Below are 25242 nucleotides of genomic sequence, written 5' to 3' on the forward strand. Positions count from 1 at the left end.
TTTTTTTTGGTACATACATAAAAAACCATATGCCAATTAGCCTATCGGTCAGTAGTAATATAATTTGAGATTATCGAGTATCATAGATAGATACTTCAATTAAATAAGATGATTATTAAATTGTATAAAAATATGTCTATGTGACTTTTAAAAATTACATTAGCTTTTTACCTATTACTGATAATATCTGTTAATCTTTTGATAAAAATGCAAGTTTCATTTTTTTTCAAATCTTAATTAAGTTATTTTTGCACAAATTAATTTTTAAAATGAAAAAGTACTTATTTCTTCTTTTACTCACTTTGCTGGTAGTCTCTTGCTCCAAAGTTAAAGTTGAAGGAAATGTAAAAGGAGGTTCTCCTTTGGAAAGAATAGAATTCATAGAAGCTTCTGGTGTTGCAACACTGCCGCTAGTCAATCTTGGTGTTGATGAAAAAGGAAACTTCAAAGGTGAATTCAAAGCACCTAAAAACGGAATGTACGCAATGACCTACGCAGGGAAAATGAATTTCATTTATCTTAAAAAAGGTCAAACGTTGAATATCTCAGGTGATTCTGCAACTTTCCCGGAAGTTTTTAAAATAGAAGGTGATGCCAAGAAAAACAACGATTTTATCACAGCAACTCAAAAATATTTGGAATCTTATAGTTCTAAACTCAATATGCAAATGTTGCAGAAAAAAGAATCTGAGTTTTTAGTTGATATCAAAAATATACATTCTGATCTTGAAAAGAATCTTGATGAAACTGCTGATAAATTAGGTGCAGATAGTGAAGTTGTGAAACTTAAAAAAGATGAGTTGACAACTAATATCTTAACTTTCTTGGTTCAGTACGAGGCAGCTCACGGTCAAGCAGCTGGTGATCCATCTTTCAAAGTATCAAAGAACTTTACAGATTATGAAAAAACTTTGACAGAGAACAATGACAGAATGGTAGAGAACTTACCTGTCTACAGAAATTACTTGTTGAATAAAGTTGGTCAAAAATTCCAGACTTTTGCAGAAAAGCAAACTGATAAGAACAACGCCAGTATGTCAGCAATATTCGCTAGATTCTTGGCAACTGATAAAGAAATGTCCCAAAAGACAAAAGACTATTTGCTAGCTTTTGTAATTGCTAAGTTTGATTTGAATCCTTACACAAGCGAAGTTGAAAAAGTTAAGAAGATCAGTGATGAATATATCAAGGATTCTGAAGTTAAGAAAGATCTGAATTCTGCGATCAATGCAGTATTTGGATTGAAAGTAGGAGAGGAAGCTCCAAAAGTGGGTTTAACAAAACTGGATGGGAAATCGGAGAATCTAGAATTGAACGCTAAACCTACTTTGGTAATGAGTTACGCTTCTTGGAATCCTTACATCAGCCAATCAACTATTCCGGTTTTGAAGGAAGTTGTCAATTTCTATAAAGCTAAAGTTAACTTTGCATTTGTTAATTTAGATGATACAAAAGAACAATTCACAAAAACAGCTAATGCTATGTTGAAAGGAATTCCTGGAACTAACTACTACGCTGAAGGTGGATTGCAGTCAGACTATGCTAAGAAATTCTTTATCTATGGATTTAAGATCCCTGGTTTCTTTTTGATCGGTAAAGATGGAAAAGTAGCAAGTCAGACTTTCTATAACTTAGGCGATGCTAAATTTGTGGAGGCTATGAACAAAATTTCTGGTCTGCAGGCTCCCACTGTGAATCCACAGGCACAGCTACAAAATGAATTGTTACAGAATCCAAATGCAGATTCTGCACAAACAAAATAATAGATGAATCAGCGATGTTCGAATCTTGTATCTGCAAGAATAAAGATGTGGCTGATACATCTGTCCTTGAAAAACAATGAAAATTAGCAGATGAAACAAAGAAGAAATAAAATTCTTGAAAATATCAGACTCCTTTCCGCCGGTGCGAAAGGAGTTTCTGTTGGTAAGACAGAAGATGGGAAAACGGTTCTAGTAAAAGGGGCAGTTCCCGGTGACCTTGTCAACGTAAGAGTAAAAAAATCAAAAAGTAATTATTTCGAGGGCGAAGCCGTCGAAATCTTGGAATATTCGGAATACCGCGTTGATGCCAAATGTATCCACTTCGGAACGTGTGGTGGTTGCAAATGGCAGAATATCGCTTACGAGAAACAACTCGATTTCAAACACAGCGAAGTCGTGAACAACATCAAGAGAATTGGTGGTTTTCCAGAGTTTGAAGAAGTGCCTATTTTGGGTGCTCCAGACCAATATTTCTACCGAAACAAAATGGAATTCTCTTTTTCCAATTCGCGTTGGCTGACTCAATATGAAATCAGTTCTGAGGAAAACTTCGGAAACAGAGATGCACTAGGATTTCACATTCCAGGCATGTGGAGCAAGATTCTAGATCTGAAAGAATGTTGGCTTCAAGAAGATCCATCAAACCAGATCAGATTGGCAGTTAAGAAATACGCTGTCGAAAATGGTTTGGAATTTTATGATGTTAAGGAACAAAAAGGATTCTTGAGAACTTTGATGCTTCGTCAAAATTCGAAAGGCGATTGGATGGTTCTTTTCCAATTGTACAAGGATAATAAAGCGGAGAGGATCAAATTATTTGATTTCCTTCTAAGCCAATTTCCACAGATCACAACTTTGGTTTATGCTATTAATCCTAAAGGAAATGACAGTATTTATGATCTGGATATTCAGAATTACTATGGTGAAGGATTTATTTATGAAGAAATGGATGGCCTGAAATTCAAAATTGGACCGAAATCTTTCTTCCAAACGAATTACAAACAAGCCTTAGAATTATACAGAAAAACCCTTGAATTTGCAGATTTGAAAGGCGATGAAGTGGTTTACGATCTATACACCGGCACAGGAACTATTGCACAATATGTTGCGAGAAACGCCAAACAAGTGATCGGAATCGAATCTGTTCAGGAAGCCATCGATGCAGCCATCGAACACGCAGAACTGAACGGTCTTACGAACACAACTTTCTATTGTGGTGATATGAAAAACGTCTTCAACGACGAGTTTCTTGCGAACCATCCAAAAGCCGATGTGTTGGTCACCGACCCACCAAGAGACGGGATGCACCAGAAAGTAGTGGAGCAGATCCTAAAATTAGCTCCCGAAAGAATTGTTTATGTAAGTTGTAATTCTGCAACACAGGCAAGAGACATCGCTTTGATGAAAGATGATTACGAATTGGTAAAGATCCTTCCGGTAGATATGTTCCCACAAACACATCACGTGGAGAATATCGCTTTGCTGATCAGAAAATAAGCTTTAATTTTATTCGTTCTAAGGTCTAAATACAACATTGATCAATGAAAAACATAATATGGATTTTCGGTTTTCTGTTGCTTCTCACAAGTTGTGGGAGCGATGATGACATCTGCTTGGGCGAGGAATCTACACCAAGACTCAAACTGCAGTTCCGAAATGCCAATAATCAAACGGTGGCTTTGGATACCTTATATGTAGATGTGGATTATGGAAAAGACTCACTGAAGCAGATCATCACAGCAGCAGTAAGACAAGATTCTGTGATGGTTCCTATGAGAATTGATAATAGTCCTTACACAGACATCTACATCAAACAAAGACTGGTAGGACCAAGAAGCAAAATAAGAATTACGTACGATCAAAAAGCGATCTATGTTTCTCCTGCCTGCGGTTTCAAAGTCAATTATGAAAACCTGAAAGGAGAAGTTCTTGAGCGCGATCCGGTACAAAGCATCCAATCTAACATAACAACATTAACCGATGAGAATAGCATCAATTTTTATCTGCGCTTTTAGTCTTTTATCGGTTTCTGTGTTTTCTCAGACCAAACCGGAAGAGAAGAAGCAGGATTCTGTGAAATGGAAATACAAGCCCAACTTCATTGTAGGTGTCGATGTCTTGAATTTGGGAACCGGATTTTTTGGTGACAGACAGTTATTCCAGGGATTCATTTCCAGCAGGATCAACAAAAAAGTTCATGCCGTGATCGACCTTGGATATGACAAAAATATCTATCAGAAGAATGGCTATGATGTGAAAGCAGACGGATTGTTTGCCAAGATCGGTGCAGTCTACATGCTGTCCATCGATCCTGAGAATGATATGAATGGTTTCTATGCCGGCGCAAAACTGGCAGGAAGTTTCTACAATCAAGAGTACATGGCCGTGCCTGTAAAAGGCTTGAACAACGAAGGCGTTTTCCTCTCTTTCGACCCATCCACGCAAAGCAGCTACTGGATCGAGGCTTCCTTGGGAGCAAGAGTTCAGGTCTTCAGCAGCAATTTCTTCATAGATGTCAATGCGCAACCCAGATACTTGGCCTACACCACCAAACAGGAAGAGATCAAACCGATGATCGTTCCCGGTTTTGGCAAGAGCTCCGGAAGTTTCAATATGGGCTTCAGCTGGAGCATCGCTTATAAGTTTTAAAAATAATAAAGTCTGCAAGTCGCAGGCTTTTTTGTTTTATTTGAGCAGCTTTTCCGTCTTCCGTTCCCAATCTTTTTTGCAGACGATTTCAGTTAAGTTGAACCTGATACCAAGCAAAAAAGGATTTCCACTCAAGCCGGGCTGCAGCAGAGCTTCTATCCATGTTTTGGTGGTCAGATCTGCATATTGATATTAGAACCAAGCCTGCCATTACAATGTGAGAAGCTTCTCGTGCTGAAATAGTAAACCTACTATCAAGCAAGAGTAAGTTTACTTTCGTCCAAAAAAAGCGCATGATTCTAAGACTTAAAAATAAGCGTAAGGTTTACATCAAACAAAAAGCACAAAACCGTTTTACCAGTTTTGTGCTTGCTTATATTTTAATTATTGAATTTTCCTTTAGTTCAATTTGATGCTGAATGGTGTTTCCATCATCACAGAAGCTTTCGCATTAGGATCCGTAAACTGTTGGAAGATCTTGAAGTTCTCTTTCCCGATCTTGTTTTTGATCACTCTGGTAGAGAAGTCCTCATCGGTCTCAGAAGAAAAGATCTGCTCAAATTTTGACATCTTCGCTGGGTAAGTTGAGACGCCATAATCTTTAAGATTTGCAGACTTAGCTGCGTAATTGATAGCATCTTGTAACGAACCCAACTCGTCCACAAGTCCGATCTGTTTTGCTCTCACGCCGGACCAGATCCTTCCTCCACCAACAGCATCTATTTCTTCAAAAGATTTTTTTCTATTCACCGTTACAAAATGAACAAAACGCTGATAGGTAGATTCCACACTTCTCGTCATGATGGTCAATGTGCCAGGACTCAATCCATTGATTGCGGAGATCATGTTCGAATTGGCATTCGTAGTAACCGCATCACTTCTGATCCCATTTTTGGCTGCAAGGTCTTTGAAGTAAGGTATTACACCAAAAACACCAATCGATCCGGTCAAAGTATTTGGTTCCGAGAAGATCTTGTCTGCACCCATCGCAATGTAGTAACCGCCAGACGCTGCATAATCTCCGAAAGAAACTACGACTGGCTTTTTACGCTTCAACTGCTGCATTTCAAACAAGATCTCGTCAGAAGCATTGGCGCTTCCACCAGGCGAATTGATACGGAAAACAATTGCTTTTACATGATCATCTTCGCTCAGTTTTTTAATCTCCTTTCTGAAGTTATCAGAATAGATCCCGTCATAACCTTTTCCACCGTTGATGGATCCCGAAGCATAAAGGATCGCTATTTTGTTTTTGCCACCTTCAGAATCTTTGGAGTCTGCATATTTGGCAAAAGAAATTTTGTTTAATTTTTTATCAGCATCGATGTTCAGTTTTTTCTTGATGATGTTATCGTACTCGCTTTTTTGGATCAGCTGATCGGCCAATTTATATTGAACACTCAAATTAGGCAAATAACCATACAGACTATCCGTGATCGTTTTGAATTCTGATTCTGGGATTTTTCTAGCCGTTGCAATTTTGTTGGAGGTATTCAACCAAATATCATTCAACAAAGTCGAAAGCTGTTCTTTGTTTTCCGGAGAGATCTCATCTTTAAGAAAAGGCTCCACTGCCGCTTTGAATTTCCCATGACGGATGACCTGAATCCCAATTCCATATTTCTCAGCGAAGCTTTTGAAGAAGGTCACTTCCGCAGACAATCCTTTTAGTTCTATGCCGCCAGAAGGATTCAGATAATATTTATCCGCAACTGAACCTAGATAATAAGCACCTTGAGAAACCGTGTTCCCATAAGCATAGACAAATTTCCCACTCTTTTTGAAATCGATAAGCGCATTTCTGATATCATCCAATTGCGTGATCCCTGCGTTGATGTTATCAGCCTCGATGCTGATGCCTTTTATGTTGTCATCGGTCTTTGCTTTATTAATGGCTTGTAAAACGTCATATAATAAAACCGATTTTTCTTCTTTATTAATAGAGAAGAGATCGTCTTGATCTTCGGAAGGACTATCGATTATTTTTGTTTTAAGGTCTAGAGTCAGGACAGAATTAGATTTGATATCTGAAGTTTCTGATATAGAAGATAAAGCGATCAAGGCGATAAAAAATGCAAAGAAACCTGCTATTACAATAAAAATTGCAGTTAAATTTGCGAGAACGAGTTTGAAAAAACCTTTCATTATAAAATTAATTTGTTAGATATGTCGTACAACACTGTAGTTTTGTTACTGGGAAGTAATATTAATGATCCGGAAAATAATATCAAAATAGCTTTGAAAAAAATTGAAAGTGAAGTGGGTGCAACATTAATAAATTCTGAATTGATCATATCTGAACCAGTAGAATTTTACAGTATCAATAATTTTTGTAATATTGCAGTTAAATTAAAAACACAATTTTCACCTATAGTGCTGTTAAGTAAGCTGAAACACATTGAAAGAGTGATGGGCAGAGTCCAAGATTCCTCATATTTTGATGCTTATCAGGACAGGATTATAGATATTGATATCATATTATATAACAATATAAGGTTTATCTCGAAGAAATTAATTATTCCTCATCATAAAAATCTTTACGAAAGAGATTTTGCCAGAGAACTAATTAAGAAAGTAAAATAATTTATACAACACAAATGATTATGAAGAAAAAACTATTTCTATTATTGATGTTGCCCTTCTTAGGTTTTGCACAGACCAATGAAAACACAGCAGACAATGAAATCAAAACACAACCCTTTAACAACCAGAGCCGACTTTTCAAAGATTGGTCTATCTCCGCAGGTGGCGGTGGCGCCTTCATGGCACACGGTGACGTAACTTCTTTCTACGATGGGAAGGTCAATTGGGGATGGAATGGCTATGTAAGCCTAGATAAACAGATCACTCATACTTTTGGTATCTCATTACTTTATACGAGAGGCGAGACCAAGCAGAAAGCCTACGTTAGTGATGCGGCCGGAGTAGGTCATGGTTATACAAAATTTGATGAGATTGCTTTATTAGCAGACGTCAACTTCTCGAACATTATGAGAAGAGTTGATAACAAGTCATCTTTCAGATGGGCATTACATGGTTACGGAGGGATTGGATTCCTGGGATACAAAACTTTTTTACAAGACAATGCTGTTCTTAGCAAATGGCCACTTTACATTGATCAAAAAATTGGGATCAATACCTTCAATTTTATCGGGGGACTTGGTTTGAAATATAATGTTTCAAAGTTGATCGATCTAGAACTTAGAACGCTATACATCATCAGTGGTGATGAAGAATTTGATGGTGGCGGATGGACAAGAGACGCTGTTCCGGGATATAATTTGATCAATGATTCTTATACAGATAATGCTTGGTTGGTAAACTTGGGTATATCTTTCAAATTAGGAAAACATCAAGACCATCTTCGTTGGGTAGACCCATTACAAAATGCTTATGCAAAAACAGCAGAATTAGAAGAGAAATTTGCTGACTTCAAAGTTTGCGAAAAAGGTGATGCTGATAATGACGGTATTTGTGACGATTGGGACAGACAGCTTGATACGCCAGCTGGAGCTAGAGTTGACGGTGCAGGAGTTGCATTGGATGTCGATCTAGATGGTGTTATTGACCTTAATGATAAATGTGTCACAGTTCCGGGACCAGTAGAAAATAATGGTTGCCCAACTGCTAATACTGCTTCGCCCGTAACTACAAAACAAGTTGCTATAGAAGAGATCAATAAATATTTCAACGGAATAGAATTTGAGTTGAACAAAGATGTCATCAGACCAAAATCTTTCCAAGATCTGAATCAGGCAGCCGAAATTATCAAAACATTAGGCGGTGGTGACAGTTTCGTAGTTGTAGGAGCTACAGACAGTAGAGGTTCTGCTGCTTATAATAAAAAATTATCTCAATCAAGAGCCAATGCCGTACTGGCTTATCTAGTGAGCAAAGGTGTTTCTTCGTCAGTACTTTCTGCTGAAGGAAGAGGAAAAGAGGATCTTAAATATACAGAATGCGATCCGGCAACAAAATGTCCGGAGTGGAAAAATGAAGCCAACAGAAGAGTATATTTTATAGCAAAATAATTAACTAAGAAAAAAAACATTCAAATATGAAACAAAATTTATTATCATTAGTCGCAGTCGCTTTTTTGCTGCCTATGAGCCTATCTGCACAAGAGACTTCCACAGATGCTAACTCTGGATCTCTAAATGTTTCCCCATTTACGCAATCTTCAAAAAGATTCAATGACTGGTCTATTTCGGTTGGTGCGGGTGTGCCGTTGATCCAATCAGCAGATATGACATCTATTAAAAATGGAAACGGAAAAAACCTTTTTGGTTATTCTGCATACATTAGTGTAGATAAAGCCATAACGCATGCATTCGGTCTTAATTTGCAATATGACAGAGGTGAAACAAGACAAGGTTATGCTAATACAAAAGACCACGTCGATCTTCCAGGTACGCAAACTGCAGGAAGAACGCAATATAATGCGATCTCTATCTTAGGAGATCTTAATTTCTCAAACCTTCTTAGAAGAGTTGATAACAAATCTCCTTTCAGATGGGCTTTGCATGGATATGCTGGTATAGGAACAATTGCTTACAAATCTTACAGACAAGATCCTGGACCTTACAATCAAGTTTTAAATATTGAGAAAAAACCTTTCAAATTAGGTTCGCTTTTCGGTCAAGCTGGAGCAGGTCTTAAATTCAAGATCAATAACAGATTGGATCTTGAAGGTAGAGTAATGTATGTCGTGACAGGTGATGATGAATTTGATGGAGCAGGTGTTGGCCAAACTGGTTACAACTTGATCGAAGATCAGATCTCTGACAACTTCTTCAATACAACTTTAGGATTGACCTTCAAATTAGGAAAACACGAATCTCACTTGATGTGGCACGATCCATTGCAGGAAATCTATTACAAATTGGATGTTCTTAATGATAAAACTCAAGATCTTGAAGTTTGTAAAAAAGGAGATGTTGACAACGATGGTGTTTGTGACGATTGGGACAGACAGCTTGATACGCCTGCCGGAGCAAGAGTTGACGGTGCTGGTGTAGCTTTGGATGTAGATCTAGATGGTGTTATCGACCTTTATGACAAATGTGTGACGGTTCCAGGACCAGTAGAAAACAACGGTTGTCCTTTGACAATGAATAATTCTTCTACAGGTGTTGTAACAGATGAATCCACGATCATGAAAGGAATTGAGTTTGATTTGAATTCTGACAGGATCCTTCCTTCAAACACACCGATCTTGAACAATGCGATCAATTATATCAATGCTTCCAATAATAACTTCAAAGTGATTGGTGGAACTGATACAAGAGGAACAGATGCATATAACCAAAATCTTTCTGAAAGAAGAGCAAACAATGTTAAGAGCTACTTGATTCAAAATGGTGCAGACAAGGCTAAGATTGAAGCTTTAGGTAAAGGAGAAAAAGACCTTCTTTATCCAGAATGTGAGCCTGCTGACAAATGTCCAGAATGGAAAAATAGAGCAAACAGAAGAGTATATTTTGAAGCTAAATAAAATATATTTCTAAATAAATAAAAACCGTTTCGTTTTATTACGAGACGGTTTTTTTATTTTAAAGAATTGATTAAATTTACAAATGCTTTCTTCCAAAGAATCACAAAACAGACTCATTCATCAGACGCTCAAACAATTTTGGGGGTTTGATGAATTTCGTTCTTCGCAGGAACAAATAATACTTTCCATCATCAATGGTAAAGATACTTTGGCACTTCTGCCGACAGGTGGCGGAAAATCACTTTGCTATCAATTGCCTGCGATTATCCTCGAAGGAACCTGTCTCGTGATTTCGCCTTTGTTAGCATTGATGAGAGACCAACTTCTTTCACTGCAAGCTTTAGGAATAGAAGCAGAATTGTTGAGTTCCGACTTGGACGAGTTCGAGGAAGAAACAGTCTACAGCCGTTGCAAGGAAGGTTTGACCAAAGTTCTTTTCGTCTCTCCGGAAAGATTGCAAAACCAATTGTTTTTAAGGAATATTCAGGAAATCCATATCTCATTTATCGCAGTGGATGAGGCGCATTGTATCTCGGAGTGGGGACAGGATTTCCGCCCGAGTTATCAGAATATCAAAAAGTTTCGTCAGGATTTTAAGAATGTACCTTGTTTGGCCTTGACCGCGACCGCGACCAACCAAGTTGTTGATGAGATTTCAATCAAATTAGGGCTTCATCAACCTCAGGTTTTCAAACAAAGTTTTCGAAGAGAAAATCTTAATATTATTGTTGCAAATACTGCGGACAAGTACAAAAGGATTTTAGAATTCCTCAGACAAAATCAAGCTTCCGGAATCATTTATACCCGAACCAGAAAGGAAGCAGAAGAACTGACACTCTATCTTAAAAATAACCAATTCCAAAACGCAGACTTTTTCCACGCCGGAATGACTGCTCGTGACAGAGAGAATCTTCAGAAAAAATGGATTACCAGCCAGTTTCACGTTTTGGTTTCGACCAACGCTTTCGGGATGGGAATCGACAAAGATAATGTCCGATTCGTCATCCATTTTTCGCCTTCTTCTACGCTGGAAAATTACTATCAGGAAATCGGAAGAGCGGGAAGAAATGGTCAAGAAGCGATTGTCTTGCTACTTTGGAACGAGCAGGAATTGAAGAATATTGATGATATTTTCAAAAACCAAATCCCCAACAAGACCGAATATCAGAAGATTCTGATGTATCTCTACTCCATTTTTCAGATAGGAGATTCGGATCTGCCGGAGCGTACTTTCCAGTTGGATATCAACAGAATCAAAAATCTGACAAAATTATCAACAGCTAAAATCAAAAATATTCTCACCTTTCTCAACAATCAGGAACTCATTTATTATAAAAATTCCTTTTCTTCCTCCACACTTCAGAGTTTTATCAACTCCGAGGATTTGGAACAGCTGGCGCCTTCGGATGCTTATTTTATGGAATTACTGTTCAGGAATCTACCAGGTTTGGCCATTCAAAAAGTACATTTCAGTGATCTGGCTTTTTGTAAAAAGAACGGATTCGATATCGTGAATTTCAAGGAGAGACTGAAACAAATGCAGAAAGCCGGACACTTGGAATATCTCGACGGGAGCCAACATTCCATAAAATTCCTAAAACCGCGAAATGACAGACATCTTTCCGGCGAGTATTGGACGCTTTTTAATAACATTCAGAAAAATAAATTGAAGAAATGGGAAGAAAATAAATTCTTTATCAAAGACACCGATTTCTGTAAAATGAAACTCATCCTAAGTTACTTCGGAGAACGGGACGCCGATAATTGTGGGAAATGTTCTGTTTGCAGAAAGAAAACCAATACCAAAAGAACTTTGTCAACAGAGATTTTCGAACAGCTTGCCAAGAGACCTATGGCTTTGGATGAAGTTGCAGCCAATCTCAATTTTCACACCAAAGAATCCATTGCCGACACACTGATTTTCCTATTGGACATCGGCAAAGTCAAAATGCTGAATTACAAAACTTATATGCTCAATCAATAGAAGAATAATTATGGCAGCTTAATCCGCCTTCCACTCCCAATCTTTTTTGCAGACGATTTCAGTTTAAATATAACTTGATTATAAGCAAAAAAGGATTTCCGTTCAAGTCGGGCTGCGAGTAATTCAGTAAAAAAAATCAATTATCAACTATCATTTATCAATTATAAACCAATGCAGACGAAATCCCTCAATGTCGTTTTTTTCGGAACTCCCGATTTTGCCAAAGCTTCGCTGGAAGCCATCTTCAAATCACATCATAAAGTGGTCGGTGTTGTCACAGCGGCTGACAAAGCCAGCGGACGCGGAATGAAACTCACACCTTCGCAAGTCAAAGTTTTCGCAGAAGAAAACGGACTCAACCTTTTTCAACCCGAAAAACTAAGAAACCCGGAATTCCTGGAAGCCATTCAAAATCTGAATGCCGATGTTTTCGTTGTGGTGGCATTTAGGATGATGCCTCAGGTTTTATTTTCGATTCCTAGATTGGGGACTTTTAATTTACACGCATCTCTACTTCCAGATTATCGAGGCGCTGCACCAATCAATTACGCAGTTATAAACGGTGAAACAAAAACTGGAGTGACGACGTTTTTCATCAATGAAAAAATTGACGAAGGAAGCATTCTTCTCCAAGCTGAGACTGACGTTTTGCCAGAAGATAACGCCGGAACTTTGCACGATAAACTGATGACTATCGGCTCAGAATTAATCATCAAAACTTTGGATGGTTTGGCTGACAATTCAATCCAGGAAAAACCACAACCTGATAAAGAAAATCCAAAAACTGCTTACAAAATATTCAAAGAAAATCTGAAAATCGATTGGAGCCAGACTGCTGAAACGGTTCATAATTTTGTGAGAGGAATGTCGCCTTATCCCACTGCTTTCACCATTCTGAAAGTTGGCGAAGAAGAAAAATCCCTAAAAATCTTCAAAGGTAAATTTGAAGTTGAATCACATTCGCGGGAAGCTGGTGATTTTGATATTTCAAAAACAGAATTCAAATTCTATACAAAGGACGGAATCTATTATCCGGAAGATGTTCAGATCCAAGGCAAGAAAAGATTGCCAGTCAAAGATTTTCTTAATGGAATCCAGAATTTTGATGAATATGAGAAATAGATAAATTAAAAATATAAAGGCTTCGACTCCGCTCAGCCTGACAATTCATAAATTAAAAACAGTATTCAAGCTGTCACACTGAGCGGAGTCGAAGTGCCTTTCAACAAAAAAAATTAAAAATGAAAAAACTTTTTCTAGGTTTGTTATTCGCATCAAATCTTTTCTTTGCACAAGATTTGAAAGTGATGACTTACAACATCAGATTGTCATTAGAAAGTGATAAAGAAAATTCTTGGGACAACAGAAAAGAAGATGCGTTGGCACTAATGTCATATTATCATCCGGATTATTTCGGCGTTCAGGAAGCTGTTCCGCAACAAATGGTTGATATCAAAAGCAGTTTGAAAGATTACGATTATGTAGGCGTTGGAAGAGACGATGGCAAAAATCAAGGCGAATATTCAGCAATTTTCTACGACAAGAATAAATTGGAAGTTCTGAAATCAGGAACTTTCTGGCTCAGCGAAACACCCGAAAAACCTTCCAAAGGTTGGGATGCTGCTTACAACAGAGTTTGTACTTATGCGTTTTTCAAAATAAAGAAAAGTGGGAAAAAGTTCTTGGCAATGAATCTCCATTTTGACCACGTCGGCGATGTGGCGAGAGTCAATTCTTCAAAGTTAATTTTAGAAAAAATAAAAGAACTTAATTCTGAAAATCTGCCTTTGACCTTAACAGGCGATTTCAATTTGACGGACGATACAGAACCAATCAAGATTATTTCTCAATCATTAGACAATGCATATTATCATTCAAAGAAACCGCATTACGGCCCGAAAGGAACTTTCACGGCTTTTGATGTCAACACCGTTCCGAAAGACAGAATTGATTATATTTTTGTAAAAGGCTTCGAAGTCCAATCGAACCGGACAATCAATGACAGACGGGAAAATCTCCTTTATCCATCAGACCATTTTCCGATTTTGGCAAAAATTAAGTTTGAAAAATAATTAAATAAAAAAATCCTCTTGTTGAAAGAGGATTTTTTTATTTTAACGGAAAAAGTCTTCGACTCCGCTCAGACTGACATTGATAAAAAATTAAATTTGTATTATTAGAGTTGTCACACTGAGCGGAGTCGAAGTGTTTAAACTATTTTTCCCAAACAATCTTCTTCGTCATCAAATCGTTAGAGTTTGTTCCAACCATTATTTCGAATTCCCCGGCTTCCCAATCGTAATTCAGGGTGTCATCGTAGAATTTCAAATCTTCTGGCGTTAATTTGAAAGTAACATTTCTATTTTCACCTTTCTTCAAAAATATTTTCTGGAAACCTTTCAGTTCTTTGATGGGACGAACCACTTTCCCGAAAAGGTCGCGGATGTAAAGCTGAACCACTTCTTCGCCATCAAATTTCCCGGTGTTGGCAACATTCACATTGATGGTCAACGTTTGATTGCCTTTCAGATTATCAGAACTTAAATTGAAGTTGGAGTATTTGAAATCCGTGTAACTCAATCCAAAACCAAAAGGGAATTTCGGGTCGTTATCCAAATCGATGTAAGCGGAAACGTAATTTCTGTCCGTGGATTTTCCGGCTGGTCTTCCGGTGTTGTAATGATTGTAGTAGATTGGGATTTGCCCTTCTGTTCTTGGGAAAGTCATTGGCAATTTACCACCAGGATTTACATTTCCGAAGATGACATCGGCGATAGAATTTCCAGCTTCTGTTCCTAGCCACCAACTGTAAACGATGGTCGGAATATTATCCGCAGCCCAATCAAAAACCAAAGGTCGTCCGGCATTTATCATCAGAACGATTGGTTTTCCAGTTTTGGCAATTTCTTTCAGTAATTCTTCCTGAACACCTGAGAAATGTAAGTTACTTCTACTTTTCGCTTCGCCGCTCATTGCGTGTCCTTCGCCCAAAGTCATTATCACGACGTCTGCTTTTTTCGCCGTTTCAATGGCTTCTGCAAACATCGATTTGTTGTCGTCGTTTTCATTGCAGCCTTTTGCGTAAAGTAAGGTTGAGTTTTTGTCTAACTGATTTTTGATACCGTCAAATTGAGTGACGATTCTTTGCGCATCATCTTTGAACGGAACCGACCAAAATCCGTGCATCGCCACTGCTTCTTTTCCGAATGGTCCAATCAAGGCAACCGTTTTTGTGGATTTTGAAAGCGGAAGAAGTTTCTTTTCGTTCTTCAAAAGGACTACACTTTTTGCCCCAAATTCTCTCCCGAATTTTCTGTGTTCAAGATTGTTGGTTTGTTGTTTTTGTCTTTCGGAATTTGAAAATTTATAAGGGTCGTCAAACAATCCCAATTCGAATTTCTTGATTAAGATTCTTCTCACGGCATCGTCCACAAATTTGATATCCACTTTTCCTTCTTTTACCAATTTAGGAAGTTGTTCCATATAGATATTGCTTTCCATATCCATATCGGAACCTGCGAGAATGGCTTTTTCTCCGGCTTCGGCGTTATCTTTGGCGTAGCCGTGTTTTATCATTTCGCCGATGCTTCCCCAGTCGGAAACCACAAAACCTTGGAATTTCCATTGGTCTTTCAATAAATCTCTAAGAATATATTTGTTCGCTGTTGCTGGGACTCCGTTGATGTCATTGAAAGAATTCATAAAGGTGGCAACGCCCGCTTCAGAAGCCGCTTTGAAAGGTGGAAGATAGGTCTCGTGAAGTTGTCTCAAACTCATATCAACCGAATTATAATCCCTTCCGCCAACTGCTGCGCCGTAAGCGGCGAAGTGTTTCGCGGTGGCCATTATCGCATCGATGTTGCCTAAACCTTTGCCTTGGAAACCTTTGATTCTTGCCAATCCGATTTTGGTTCCGAGGTAAGTATCTTCGCCGGAACCTTCCATCACGCGTCCCCATCTTGGGTCTCTGGCGATGTCCACCATTGGTGCAAATGTCCACTGGATGCCATAAGCTGAAGCTTCAATAGCTGCGATTCTTTCAGATTTTTCAATCATTTCCAAATCCCAGCTTGCGGCCTGACCAAGATTAATGGGGAAAGTCGTTCTGAAACCGTGAATCACATCCTGTCCGAATATCATTGGGATTTTCATTCTCGATTCTAAGGCTAATTTTTGGAAGGCTTTGGTTTCTTCAGCGCCAGTTACGTTGAGCATTGAGCCCACTTTTCCGCTTTTTATTTCTTCCAAGACTTTTTTGGAGTTGGAGTTTTGTGGTCCTGTGGCGTATTCGAAGCCACTGTATTGGACGAGTTGTCCTGCTTTTTCCTCCAAGGTCATTTTGGAAAGGAGTTCCGTGACTTTTTGGTCGATGCTTTTCTGGGCGGAAATGCTGATTCCGAAGATTAATAAGAGGAATGAAAGGCTGTATTTTTTCATTGTAATGTTGTTGTCTCTTTTTGAGAAATTGATAATTGTAAAAGTAACATTCTTTTGTAAATAAACTAAAATCTGATATGATTTTAATGATTTAAGTTTTTGTCATTCCGGAGGATACCTAACGAAATGGTTCGTCAGTCTAAACAGTCTAGATTCCTACGGAATGACAAAGCAACGTTTTTATATTGACTCTTGTTCTATACTGAATCTGCAGCCCGACTTGAGTGGAGCTCTTTTTGTCATTTCGATTGTAATAAATTTTTACTGAAAAATCAACGTCGCTCGCAATGACAAAAAAGCGCGAGCGGAAGGCGGAAAGCTGCCCAAATCATTATTCCAAATTGGACAAACGTTTCTCAGCTAAGGAATTGGTTTTAATTCTTTATTTTTGAGTTTTAAATTTTGGAAATGAAAAAACTATTATTAGGATTGATGCTGATGGGAACGGCGTTGTCTGCGCAGGAACTGTATATGCCGAGGAATATCAAGAATGCTTACGCAAAGGGAACTCGCGATATTTCCGGAAAGCCGGGGAAAAATTATTGGCAGAACAAAGGCGTTTATGATGTGAACGTGAAAGTGGATGCGAAAACGAAAATGGTTTCGGGTTCCGAGACCATCCAGTATTCCAATAATAGTCCGGATGAGTTGAAGGTTTTGGCAATTCGGTTTGTGAACAATATGACTAAACCGCAGTCTCCGAGAGCTGGATATGCTTCGAAGGAATCTTTGACAGATGGTTTGAAAATCAAATCATTCTCCATCAATGGTGAAAAATACAATATCAACAGCGACGATTGGGGAACTGTGGAAGCGGTGAAACTAACGAGAGCGATTGCCTCAAAATCCAAAACGGAAATCAAAATAGATTGGGAATATCCATTGGCAAAGGAAAGTGGGAGAGAAGGGCAAATAGACCCAGAGACTTTTTATGTCGCTTATTCTTTCCCGAGAGTTTCCGTTTATGATGATTACAACGGTTGGGATATGTTGGCGCACAACGGCAGACAGGAGTTTTATAATGATTTTAATGATTATTCGTTTGCTATTTCTGCGCCAAAGAATTTTGTGGTTTGGTCAACGGGCGATTTCCTGAATCCTGAAGAAGTTCTACAACCTGAATATCTGAAACGATTTAAAGAATCTTTGAAATCAGATAAAACAATCCACGTTGCCAATGAATCTGAAATGAAATCAGGCAAAGTGACAAAGCAGAATGAGTGGAATGTTTGGAAATTCAGAGCGAACAATATTGTGGATTTTTGTTTTGCCTTGAGCAACCATTACGTTTGGGATGCATCGAGTGTTCAGTTGAAGACGAAACGAGCGAGCGTACAATCTGCCTATAAAGTTGGGGCTAAAGATTTTGAAAAATATACGGAATGGATGCGTTACAACCTGAAATGGTTTTCGGAAAACTGGCCTGGCCTGGAATATCCGTTCCCTGCGATGACGGCTGTGCAAGGTTACGCCGATATGGAATATCCGATGATGATAAACGACACGAGTATTCCAGACGATTTGCAAGATGCGAGATTGACGGCGGACCACGAGATTGCGCATACTTATTTCCCTTTCTATATGGGAATCAATGAAACCAGATATGCTTTTATGGACGAAGGTTGGGCGACTACTCTAGAATATTTGATAGGAATTGATGAAAATGGAAAAGAAGCTGCGGACAAATTTATGAAGAACTTCCGTGTGAAACGTTGGATCAATGATGCTTCAACCGAGCAAGACCAACCTGTGATTACGATGAGTTCTCAGCTTTCCGGCGCTGGATATGGAAATAATGCTTATGTGAAATCGGCGTTGTCGTATTTGGCTTTGAAGGATTATTTGGGTGATGAATTATTTAAGAAAGCTTTGCATCATTATATGGACAATTGGAATGGAAAACATCCGATTCCGTGGGATTATTTTAATTCTATTAACTCGGGTTCGGGGAAGAATTTGAATTGGTTTTTCAACAATTGGTTTTACACAAACAATTATATTGATTTGAAGATTGCGTCTGTGATGGAGCAGGATAAGCAATTGGTTTTAACGGTTGAGAATGTTGGTGGGTTTGCAGTTCCGTTTGATGTGGTTTTGACTTATGATGATAATACGACGGAGAAAGGTCATTTCACGCCGGCCGTTTGGGAGAAAGACCAGAAGGTAACAAATCTGAATATTCCAGTTAAAAAGAAAATCAAATCTATCAATTTGGATGGCGGGATCTTTATGGATTATACGGTTGGGGATAATTCGAAGAGTTTTTAAAATGGGAACGCCACAAGATGATTGTGGCGTTTTTGTTTTATTTTTAAGAATACTATTTTATATCAGGTTTTCTATATCCCTTTCACTAGTGAAAAAAATGTTTTTATAAGCAAAATCATATATTAACGTATTGATCTCAATAACCTCTTTTTCATCAACATCAATTATTGCAAATGAGTCTATGTCTTTGTTGCAAACTAGTTTAATTGCAAGTCTATTATTAATAGGATAAAAAAGATCAAAACCTGTTACTTCATCTTTTGCGTTTTTATTTTCTTGATTTGAGTTAAATGCTGGCTGATCCGAAGTAATGAAATTTATTTCCGAGATATTATTATAGATTATTATTTTTAATTTAAATTTTTCACCTAAATAATACGTTAAATTCAAAGCATAAATAAAACTTAATAGAATCCAAAATTTTTCATTATAAATTAAATCATAGTCTTTTAAAGAATGATTTAACCTGTCTTTGATATTTTTAGTTCTTGTATATTGTATTGTTAAAAATAATAATGATTTAGACAATTGCTCTTTATCTTGTAAAAAATCTAATTCAGTTGGACTTTTTACACTTATTAGTCTCTTACCATAATTTTCAAATTCGGTCAAAATATCTTCAATAGTGTTTGATTGGACATAATTTAAAAATTCTTCTAATTCTTTTTTTTCTTTTATACAATTCGGAATTGGCTTATTTTTGGAAAAGTCGGAGTAAAGATAAAAACATTTTAACAGTTCTTTAGCTGAAGATAAAACAGATTTTTCACAATGATCATTTAACAGAAATTCTATTTTTTCTTTTTCTATATCTGTAAAAATTTCTAATTTGTAAAACATCTTTTCTTGAGAAATATTGATAAGATTGGTTTTGATTATTTTTTTTGTATCAATAAAATATGTATTAATCTGCTCAAATTCTGACCAACTTCTTAAATAGTTTCTCCATATATAATGATGTCTTTTTTTTAATTGCATTTTTTTTAATTGTAACGAACTGTCAAATATACAATTTACTATATTCAATAAGCCTTATCCAAAATCCGTTGAGTTTTTCTCAATTATAATCCCAACGATAATTCGAAAATTTGTAAAAGAAAAATTTCTTTGCAGATAGGAAGTTTCTTTAATAAATAATAGATTTGCAGCCATAAATTTTTAAATCATAAAATCATAAAATGAAAAGACAGACTATAGCATTGTTTTGCATAGCCGCACTTAGTATCATTTCTTGTGCTAAGGAAGGAGATAAAAAAGACGACAGCAAATATACAGATGAGCAAAAAGCTTCTTATTACATAGGAATGAGTATCGCTCAAAATATGAAACAGGAAGGCTTCAAAGTAGATGCAGAACTTTTGGCTCAAGGTATCAAAGAGGAAATGGACAGCACGAAGAAAAAGATGTTACCAGCTGAAGAAATGAACAGCTTTATGCAAGGGTTTATGATGAAACAGCAGCAAAAAAAGCAGTCTGAAGCGGGATCACAGTCCAATGATAATAAGAAAAAAGGTCTGGAATTTTTGGCGAAAAATAAAAGTAATCCAAAAGTGAAAACCACAGCTTCAGGCTTGCAATATGAAGTGTTGCAAGAAGGCGATGGTAAAACAAAACCCAAAGCATCCGATGTTGTACAGGTAAAATATACCGGGAAATTACTGGATGGAACCGTTTTCGACTCAACCGACAAAAATGGTGGCGCACCAATGGATATCAATCTGGGTGGTGTTATCAAAGGTTGGACAGAAGGAATCCAGCTAATGAGCAAAGGTTCTAAATACAGATTTTATATTCCGTCCGATTTGGCTTATGGAGACCAGGGAGCTGGAGATGCAATTCCAGGAGGCTCTACTATCATCTTTGATGTAGAATTGGTGAATATAAAATAAAGCTATTCAATTCAATAAAATCGAAAAACCTCAGCCAATTAGCTGAGGTTTTCTTTGTTTTAATATGTACGAAAAAATTTAACTCTTATTCCACCGGTCGGAAAACCAAACCTGTTTCCTCGAAATAATCCAGCGTAATTCTGTCGCCGTCATTCACGGTTCCTGCGAGTATTTCTTTGGATAATTTATTCAAAACTTCCTGTTGGATCACTCTTTTCAAAGGTCTTGCCCCGAAAACCGGATCGTACCCTTTATTTGTCAGATAATCCAAAGCATCCTGCGTTGCAGTCATAATGATGTTTCGTTTCAGCAACAGATCATTGAAACCTCTCAACTGATACTGAACGATTTTTCCGATTTCTTTTTTTCTTAAAGGCTGGAACAGCACTGTTTCATCAATCCTGTTCAGGAATTCCGGACGAAGCGTTTGTTTCAGTAAATCGAAAACTTCAATTTTTGTTTTAGCTACAATTTCATCCTGATTTTCCTCTGTAATATTTTCAAAATTCTCTTGAATAATATGTGAACCCAAATTCGAAGTCATAATGATAATTGAGTTTTTAAAATTCACGACTCTGCCTTTATTATCAGTCAAACGGCCATCGTCCAAAACCTGCAAGAGTGTGTTGAAAACATCAGGATGCGCTTTTTCAATTTCATCTAAAAGCACGACTGAATAAGGTCTTCTTCTCACGGCTTCCGTCAATTGTCCGCCTTCATCGTAACCCACATATCCCGGAGGCGCACCAACCAATCTCGATACCGAATGACGCTCCTGATATTCACTCATATCGATTCTCGTCATATTGTTTTCGTCATCGAAAAGAAATTCTGCTAAAGCTTTTGCCAGCTCGGTTTTACCGACTCCAGTTGTTCCTAAAAACAAGAAACTTCCGATTGGTTTTTTCTCGTCGCTCAATCCTGCTCGGTTTCTTCTAATCGCATCTGCAACCGCTTCAATGGCTTCTTCCTGACCAACCACTCTGTGATGAAGTTCAGTTTCTAGATGTAATAATTTTTCTCTTTCAGATTGAAGCAACTTTGTAACAGGAATTCCTGTCCATTTTCCAATCACTTCAGAAATGTTGTCTGCGGTGACTTCTTCTTTAATCAATTCATTCTGATGGTTTTGCATCTCCAACTCGAGTTTCTGCAAAGCATCTTCTTTTTCTTTGATTTTTCCATACTGAATTTCAGCAACTTTGGCGTAATCTCCAGCTCTGGAAGCACGCTCGGCTTCCAATTTTAGAGCTTCTATATCTTTTTTAATCTGAGTAAGATCTTCAGATTTTTGTTTTTCTTTCAGCCATTTTGCATTGATTTCATTTCTCTGTTCAGAAATTTTCGAAATATCCTCTTTTAAATGGTCAATTTTCGTCTGATTTCCTTCTCTAGAAATCGCAGCCAATTCAATCTCCAACTGCATCAATCGTCTGTCCAAAACATCCAGTTCTTCAGGTTTTGAATTGATTTCCATTCTCAATTTGGCTGAAGCTTCATCAATCAAATCAATCGCTTTATCCGGTAAAAATCGGTCTGAAATATAGCGTTGAGACATTTCCACCGCCGCAATAATCGCCTCATCTTTGATTCTTACTTTGTGGTGAGCTTCATATTTATCTTTAATTCCACGAAGAATAGAAATCGCCGATTCTGTATCAGGTTCCTCCACCATCACTTTCTGGAAACGTCTTTCTAAAGCTTTATCTTTTTCAAAATATTTTTGATATTCATTCAAAGTAGTCGCTCCGATCGCTCTTAATTCTCCTCTTGCTAAAGCTGGTTTCAAAATGTTTGCAGCATCCATTGCACCTTCACCACCTCCGGCTCCCACCAAAGTGTGGATTTCATCGATGAAAAGAATGATTTGCCCATTTGATTTTGTGACTTCATTGATGACAGATTTTAAACGCTCTTCAAATTCCCCTTTGTATTTTGCACCGGCAATCAAAGCACCCATGTCTAATGAGTACAAAGTTTTATCCTGCAAATTTTCAGGAATATCACCACTGATAATTCTGTGGGCAATTCCTTCAGCGATAGCAGTTTTACCAACGCCTGGTTCTCCGATTAAGATCGGATTGTTTTTCGTTCTTCTCGAAAGAATTTGTAAAACTCTCCTGATTTCTTCGTCACGACCAATCACTGGGTCTAATTTTCCTTCAGCAGCTAATTCATTGAAATTTTTTGCGTATTTTTTTAATGACTGATACGTTTCTTCTGAACTTGCAGAATTTGCTGTGCTTCCTTTTCTTAATTCTTTAATTCCGCCTTCCAAAAGACTTTTGGTAACACCCATATCTTTCAAAGTTTTTGAAACTTCTGAATTTGTTTCTAATAATGACAGCCATAAATGTTCAATGGTTACGAATTCATCGCCCATTTTTTTAGCAATATTGGGCGCTTCAAGCAAAACTTTATTTGCTGATTGTGAAAGGTAAATGTTTCCTCCCTGTACTTTCGGGAGTTTTTCTAAATTTTCTCTGTTGCGTTCTCTTACCAAAGTGGCATCTGCTTCAGATTTTTTGAGTAAGAAGGGCGATATGTTTTCGTCTATCTGAAAGATTCCTTCCAAAAGGTGTTGAGGTTCTATTTGCTGATTGCCAAATTCCATTGCCACTTGTTGAGCGGCCTGGATGGCTTCCTGTGATTTTACGGTATATTGGTTTAAGTTCATATCTTTATTATAATTGATGGTTGATAAATGATAATTGATTTTATAATTGCATCAAATTCTATGCAATTTTCAGTTTTGAAAAGATGATTTTTGTTTTAAAAAAAACATTAAGAAAGTAATTTTTGAGATTGGCTCTCTTAATGCTTTATCAATCATTTAATTCGAATAGCTTATCGCAAAAAGTATTCTTTTGTTGAATTTTTAAGATTATCAGACAAAATTTCCGAATTATTAAATTGTAGCTGGGTTTAAAAAGACAAAATTTCCGAAAATCATATCATCAACTTGAAAATGTTTGCCAAATTGGTAAATTCTTTTTTAGAAGCTAAATTTATTGTACTGTGATTTAGCGTTTTTTATTTATAAATTTGAGTCTATAAAATCTAAAATTGACTCGTTTTCTATTTGTTTGATGACCTTTTGTTTGATCATGTTTTGTTCTGCACAGAATCAAAATCAGGAAGACCTGTCTGGTTCGGAGACTTTGGACTACTCTAAGATTCCGCCTGAGCAAATCATCAAACAAAGTGTTGAAAAGCTGGCACAGCCGATTTCTGACGAAGATCAATATGAAGTACGGATGATAATGGCCGATGCTTACCTTAAGATTAAAAAGCCAGATTTTGCAAAATCCACAGAGATGCTTTTCAAAGCGAAAGAGATTGCTGAGAAATTGGATGATACCAAGCTGAAAGCAAAGATCTACGGTTCAATCGCCAATCAATATTCTTTTCTGAATTTTCCTGATAAGATTAAACCTTATTTAGATTTATCGAAGCAGCAAGTTGATAAATTGCCCAACGGCTACGAGAAAAATTATCTAACCGCAAGATTGTACATCGAATATGGAAATCTTGAAGCGGACAAAGAAAATTTTCTGGTTGCCAAGAAAGATTATCAAAAAGCTTTGAAATTTCTTGGAAACATCGGGAATCCGAGCAAAAAAAAATATTTTCCAATTTAGAAGGGCTTTTTACAATATGGGTGTTTCTTATGCCTATCTGAAACAAAATGATTCGGCAGAATATTTTCTTAATAAAGCTTTAGCGATTCGTGATACGGAAAATAAAGAATTCAAGTATTTTATTTACAATACTTTAGCGAAGGTTTATGGCGATAAAAATCAACACCAGAGAGCGATCGATTCTTTGGAAGTTGTTCTGAATGAAGCTGCTTTCAAGGACAACAGATTACGGGCTGATATGTACAAAAAGCTCATCGCTTCTTACAAAGCATTGAATAATAAAGAAAAATACATCGAGTATTCTGAAAAGCTTATAGAATTGGAACCCGATGTGAAGGACAATAATCTGAAAGGTATTAACACCGCGGTTTCTGAGGAGCAAAAGAATGTTCTTGATAAAATTTCTGATAAGGAAGGACATAACCAACTTTTGATCATCAGTTGTGGATTGTTGATTCTGATAGGTGGTATTTCTGTGGTTTACATCAATCAAAAAAGAAAGAAAGAGAAATTGATTTATCAAAACTTCATTTCGAATCTTGAAAAGCAAGAGATAAAGGAAGCTTTTGAACCGAAAGAAATCATTCAGTTGGAAATTGAAGAAAAAGAAAAAGCATCATTTTCAATTCCAAGTTCTGCGGAAACTATGATTTTGGAAAAATTAGATAAGTTTGAGACTTCAACAAAATTTACCAATGCTAAACTTTCTGTGGCGAGTCTGGCGGTGATGTTCAAGACCAATCCCACTTATCTTTCCGAGACCATCAAAAAACACAAAGAGAAAAACTTCAATAATTATATCAATGAGCTCCGCATCAATTATATCTGCAAACAGATCTTGGAGCGGCCGGAATTTCTCAATTATAAAATAAGTTACCTCGCCGAACATGCAGGTTTTTCTTCTCACAGCACTTTCACCACCATTTTCAAAAGTGTTACAGGTATCTCACCTTCGGTTTTTCTAAGAGAAGCTGATAAAAAACGGATGATTATTTAATTCTTTAATTATCAGGGTTTTAATTTTTGTTTTTCCTTTTAAAATATGATATTTTGAAAGAGTAGTGCTATTTTTTGATTCTTAAAGTATATACATTTACTTCGTCAAAAGAATAATTAA

General features: G+C 37.1%; 18 protein-coding genes. 14 read left to right on the top strand and 4 right to left on the bottom strand.

Translation table 11 applies throughout. From position 1 onward, the window contains the following. Positions 1 to 269 precede the first annotated feature (269 nt). From AXA65_RS13560 to AXA65_RS13575, 4 genes are all read left to right on the top strand, one after another. Positions 270 to 1763, top strand: a complete 1494-nt coding sequence (locus AXA65_RS13560) for a TlpA family protein disulfide reductase (protein WP_063970636.1) — start codon at positions 270 to 272, stop codon at positions 1761 to 1763. A gap of 90 nt (positions 1764 to 1853) precedes the next feature. Continuing rightward, positions 1854 to 3260, top strand: coding sequence for a 23S rRNA (uracil(1939)-C(5))-methyltransferase RlmD (gene rlmD / locus AXA65_RS13565; protein WP_063970637.1), 1407 nt, complete (start codon positions 1854 to 1856; stop codon positions 3258 to 3260). Positions 3261 to 3304: 44 nt separating this feature from the next. Further along, on the top strand, positions 3305 to 3778 hold the full coding sequence (locus AXA65_RS13570; RefSeq protein ID WP_063970638.1) for a DUF6452 family protein: 474 nt from the start codon (positions 3305 to 3307) through the stop codon (positions 3776 to 3778). Beyond that, positions 3744 to 4412, top strand: coding sequence for a DUF6048 family protein (locus tag AXA65_RS13575; protein ID WP_063970639.1), 669 nt, complete (start codon positions 3744 to 3746; stop codon positions 4410 to 4412). The genes AXA65_RS13570 and AXA65_RS13575 overlap by 35 nt, the downstream gene beginning before the upstream one ends. A gap of 399 nt (positions 4413 to 4811) precedes the next feature. On the opposite strand, the gene sppA is transcribed toward AXA65_RS13575, so the two are convergent. Further along, positions 4812 to 6557 (bottom strand): signal peptide peptidase SppA, encoded by a 1746-nt coding sequence (gene sppA / locus AXA65_RS13585; RefSeq protein WP_063970641.1) that lies wholly within the window; start codon positions 6555 to 6557, stop codon positions 4812 to 4814. Positions 6558 to 6578: 21 nt separating this feature from the next. On the opposite strand from sppA, the gene folK reads away from it, so the two are divergent. The 6 genes from folK to AXA65_RS13615 all read left to right on the top strand — a co-directional run bounded on the left by folK (position 6579) and on the right by AXA65_RS13615 (position 13962). Continuing rightward, positions 6579 to 6995: a 2-amino-4-hydroxy-6-hydroxymethyldihydropteridine diphosphokinase gene (gene folK, locus AXA65_RS13590; RefSeq protein WP_063970642.1), complete on the top strand. Its 417-nt coding sequence runs from the start codon at positions 6579 to 6581 to the stop codon at positions 6993 to 6995. Positions 6996 to 7015: 20 nt separating this feature from the next. Next, entirely contained in the window at positions 7016 to 8443 is a 1428-nt protein-coding gene (locus AXA65_RS13595; protein ID WP_063970643.1) for an OmpA family protein, read from the top strand. A gap of 26 nt (positions 8444 to 8469) precedes the next feature. Then, a complete protein-coding gene (locus AXA65_RS13600; protein WP_063970644.1) occupies positions 8470 to 9906 on the top strand; it encodes an OmpA family protein in 1437 nt (478 codons plus the stop codon). An 82-nt stretch (positions 9907 to 9988) separates the two neighbouring features. Further along, positions 9989 to 11890, top strand: coding sequence for an ATP-dependent DNA helicase RecQ (locus AXA65_RS13605; RefSeq protein WP_063970645.1), 1902 nt, complete (start codon positions 9989 to 9991; stop codon positions 11888 to 11890). Between the two features lie 171 nt (positions 11891 to 12061). Further along, positions 12062 to 13012 (top strand): methionyl-tRNA formyltransferase, encoded by a 951-nt coding sequence (gene fmt, locus AXA65_RS13610; RefSeq protein ID WP_063970646.1) that lies wholly within the window; start codon positions 12062 to 12064, stop codon positions 13010 to 13012. A gap of 119 nt (positions 13013 to 13131) precedes the next feature. Then, on the top strand, positions 13132 to 13962 hold the full coding sequence (locus tag AXA65_RS13615) for an endonuclease/exonuclease/phosphatase family protein (protein WP_063970647.1): 831 nt from the start codon (positions 13132 to 13134) through the stop codon (positions 13960 to 13962). A gap of 142 nt (positions 13963 to 14104) precedes the next feature. Here the strand turns inward: AXA65_RS13615 and bglX are convergent, their stop codons facing one another. After that, the gene (gene bglX, locus AXA65_RS13620) at positions 14105 to 16327 is read right to left on the bottom strand and encodes a beta-glucosidase BglX (RefSeq protein WP_063970648.1); all 2223 of its coding nucleotides are present in this window, start codon (positions 16325 to 16327) and stop codon (positions 14105 to 14107) included. A 408-nt stretch (positions 16328 to 16735) separates the two neighbouring features. Here bglX and AXA65_RS13625 point away from each other — a divergent pair, with 408 nt between their 5' ends. Continuing rightward, positions 16736 to 18595, top strand: a complete 1860-nt coding sequence (locus AXA65_RS13625) for a M1 family metallopeptidase (RefSeq protein WP_063970649.1) — start codon at positions 16736 to 16738, stop codon at positions 18593 to 18595. Positions 18596 to 18652: 57 nt separating this feature from the next. On the opposite strand, the gene AXA65_RS13630 is transcribed toward AXA65_RS13625, so the two are convergent. Then, positions 18653 to 19573, bottom strand: a complete 921-nt coding sequence (locus AXA65_RS13630) for a DUF4238 domain-containing protein (RefSeq protein ID WP_063970650.1) — start codon at positions 19571 to 19573, stop codon at positions 18653 to 18655. 200 nt (positions 19574 to 19773) lie between these two features. Here AXA65_RS13630 and AXA65_RS13635 point away from each other — a divergent pair, with 200 nt between their 5' ends. Continuing rightward, entirely contained in the window at positions 19774 to 20484 is a 711-nt protein-coding gene (locus tag AXA65_RS13635) for an FKBP-type peptidyl-prolyl cis-trans isomerase (protein WP_063970651.1), read from the top strand. A gap of 85 nt (positions 20485 to 20569) precedes the next feature. Here AXA65_RS13635 and clpB read toward each other — a convergent pair whose 3' ends face one another. Further along, positions 20570 to 23161: an ATP-dependent chaperone ClpB gene (gene clpB / locus AXA65_RS13640; protein ID WP_063970652.1), complete on the bottom strand. Its 2592-nt coding sequence runs from the start codon at positions 23159 to 23161 to the stop codon at positions 20570 to 20572. A 430-nt stretch (positions 23162 to 23591) separates the two neighbouring features. On the opposite strand from clpB, the gene AXA65_RS13645 reads away from it, so the two are divergent. Continuing rightward, positions 23592 to 24125, top strand: a complete 534-nt coding sequence (locus AXA65_RS13645) for a hypothetical protein (RefSeq protein WP_131797822.1) — start codon at positions 23592 to 23594, stop codon at positions 24123 to 24125. A 16-nt stretch (positions 24126 to 24141) separates the two neighbouring features. Continuing rightward, the gene (locus AXA65_RS13650) at positions 24142 to 25122 is read left to right on the top strand and encodes a helix-turn-helix domain-containing protein (RefSeq protein WP_131797823.1); all 981 of its coding nucleotides are present in this window, start codon (positions 24142 to 24144) and stop codon (positions 25120 to 25122) included. Positions 25123 to 25242 lie beyond the last annotated feature (120 nt).

This window comes from Chryseobacterium sp. FP211-J200 (assembly GCF_001643375.1).
Lineage (GTDB): Bacteria > Bacteroidota > Bacteroidia > Flavobacteriales > Weeksellaceae > Epilithonimonas > Epilithonimonas ginsengisoli.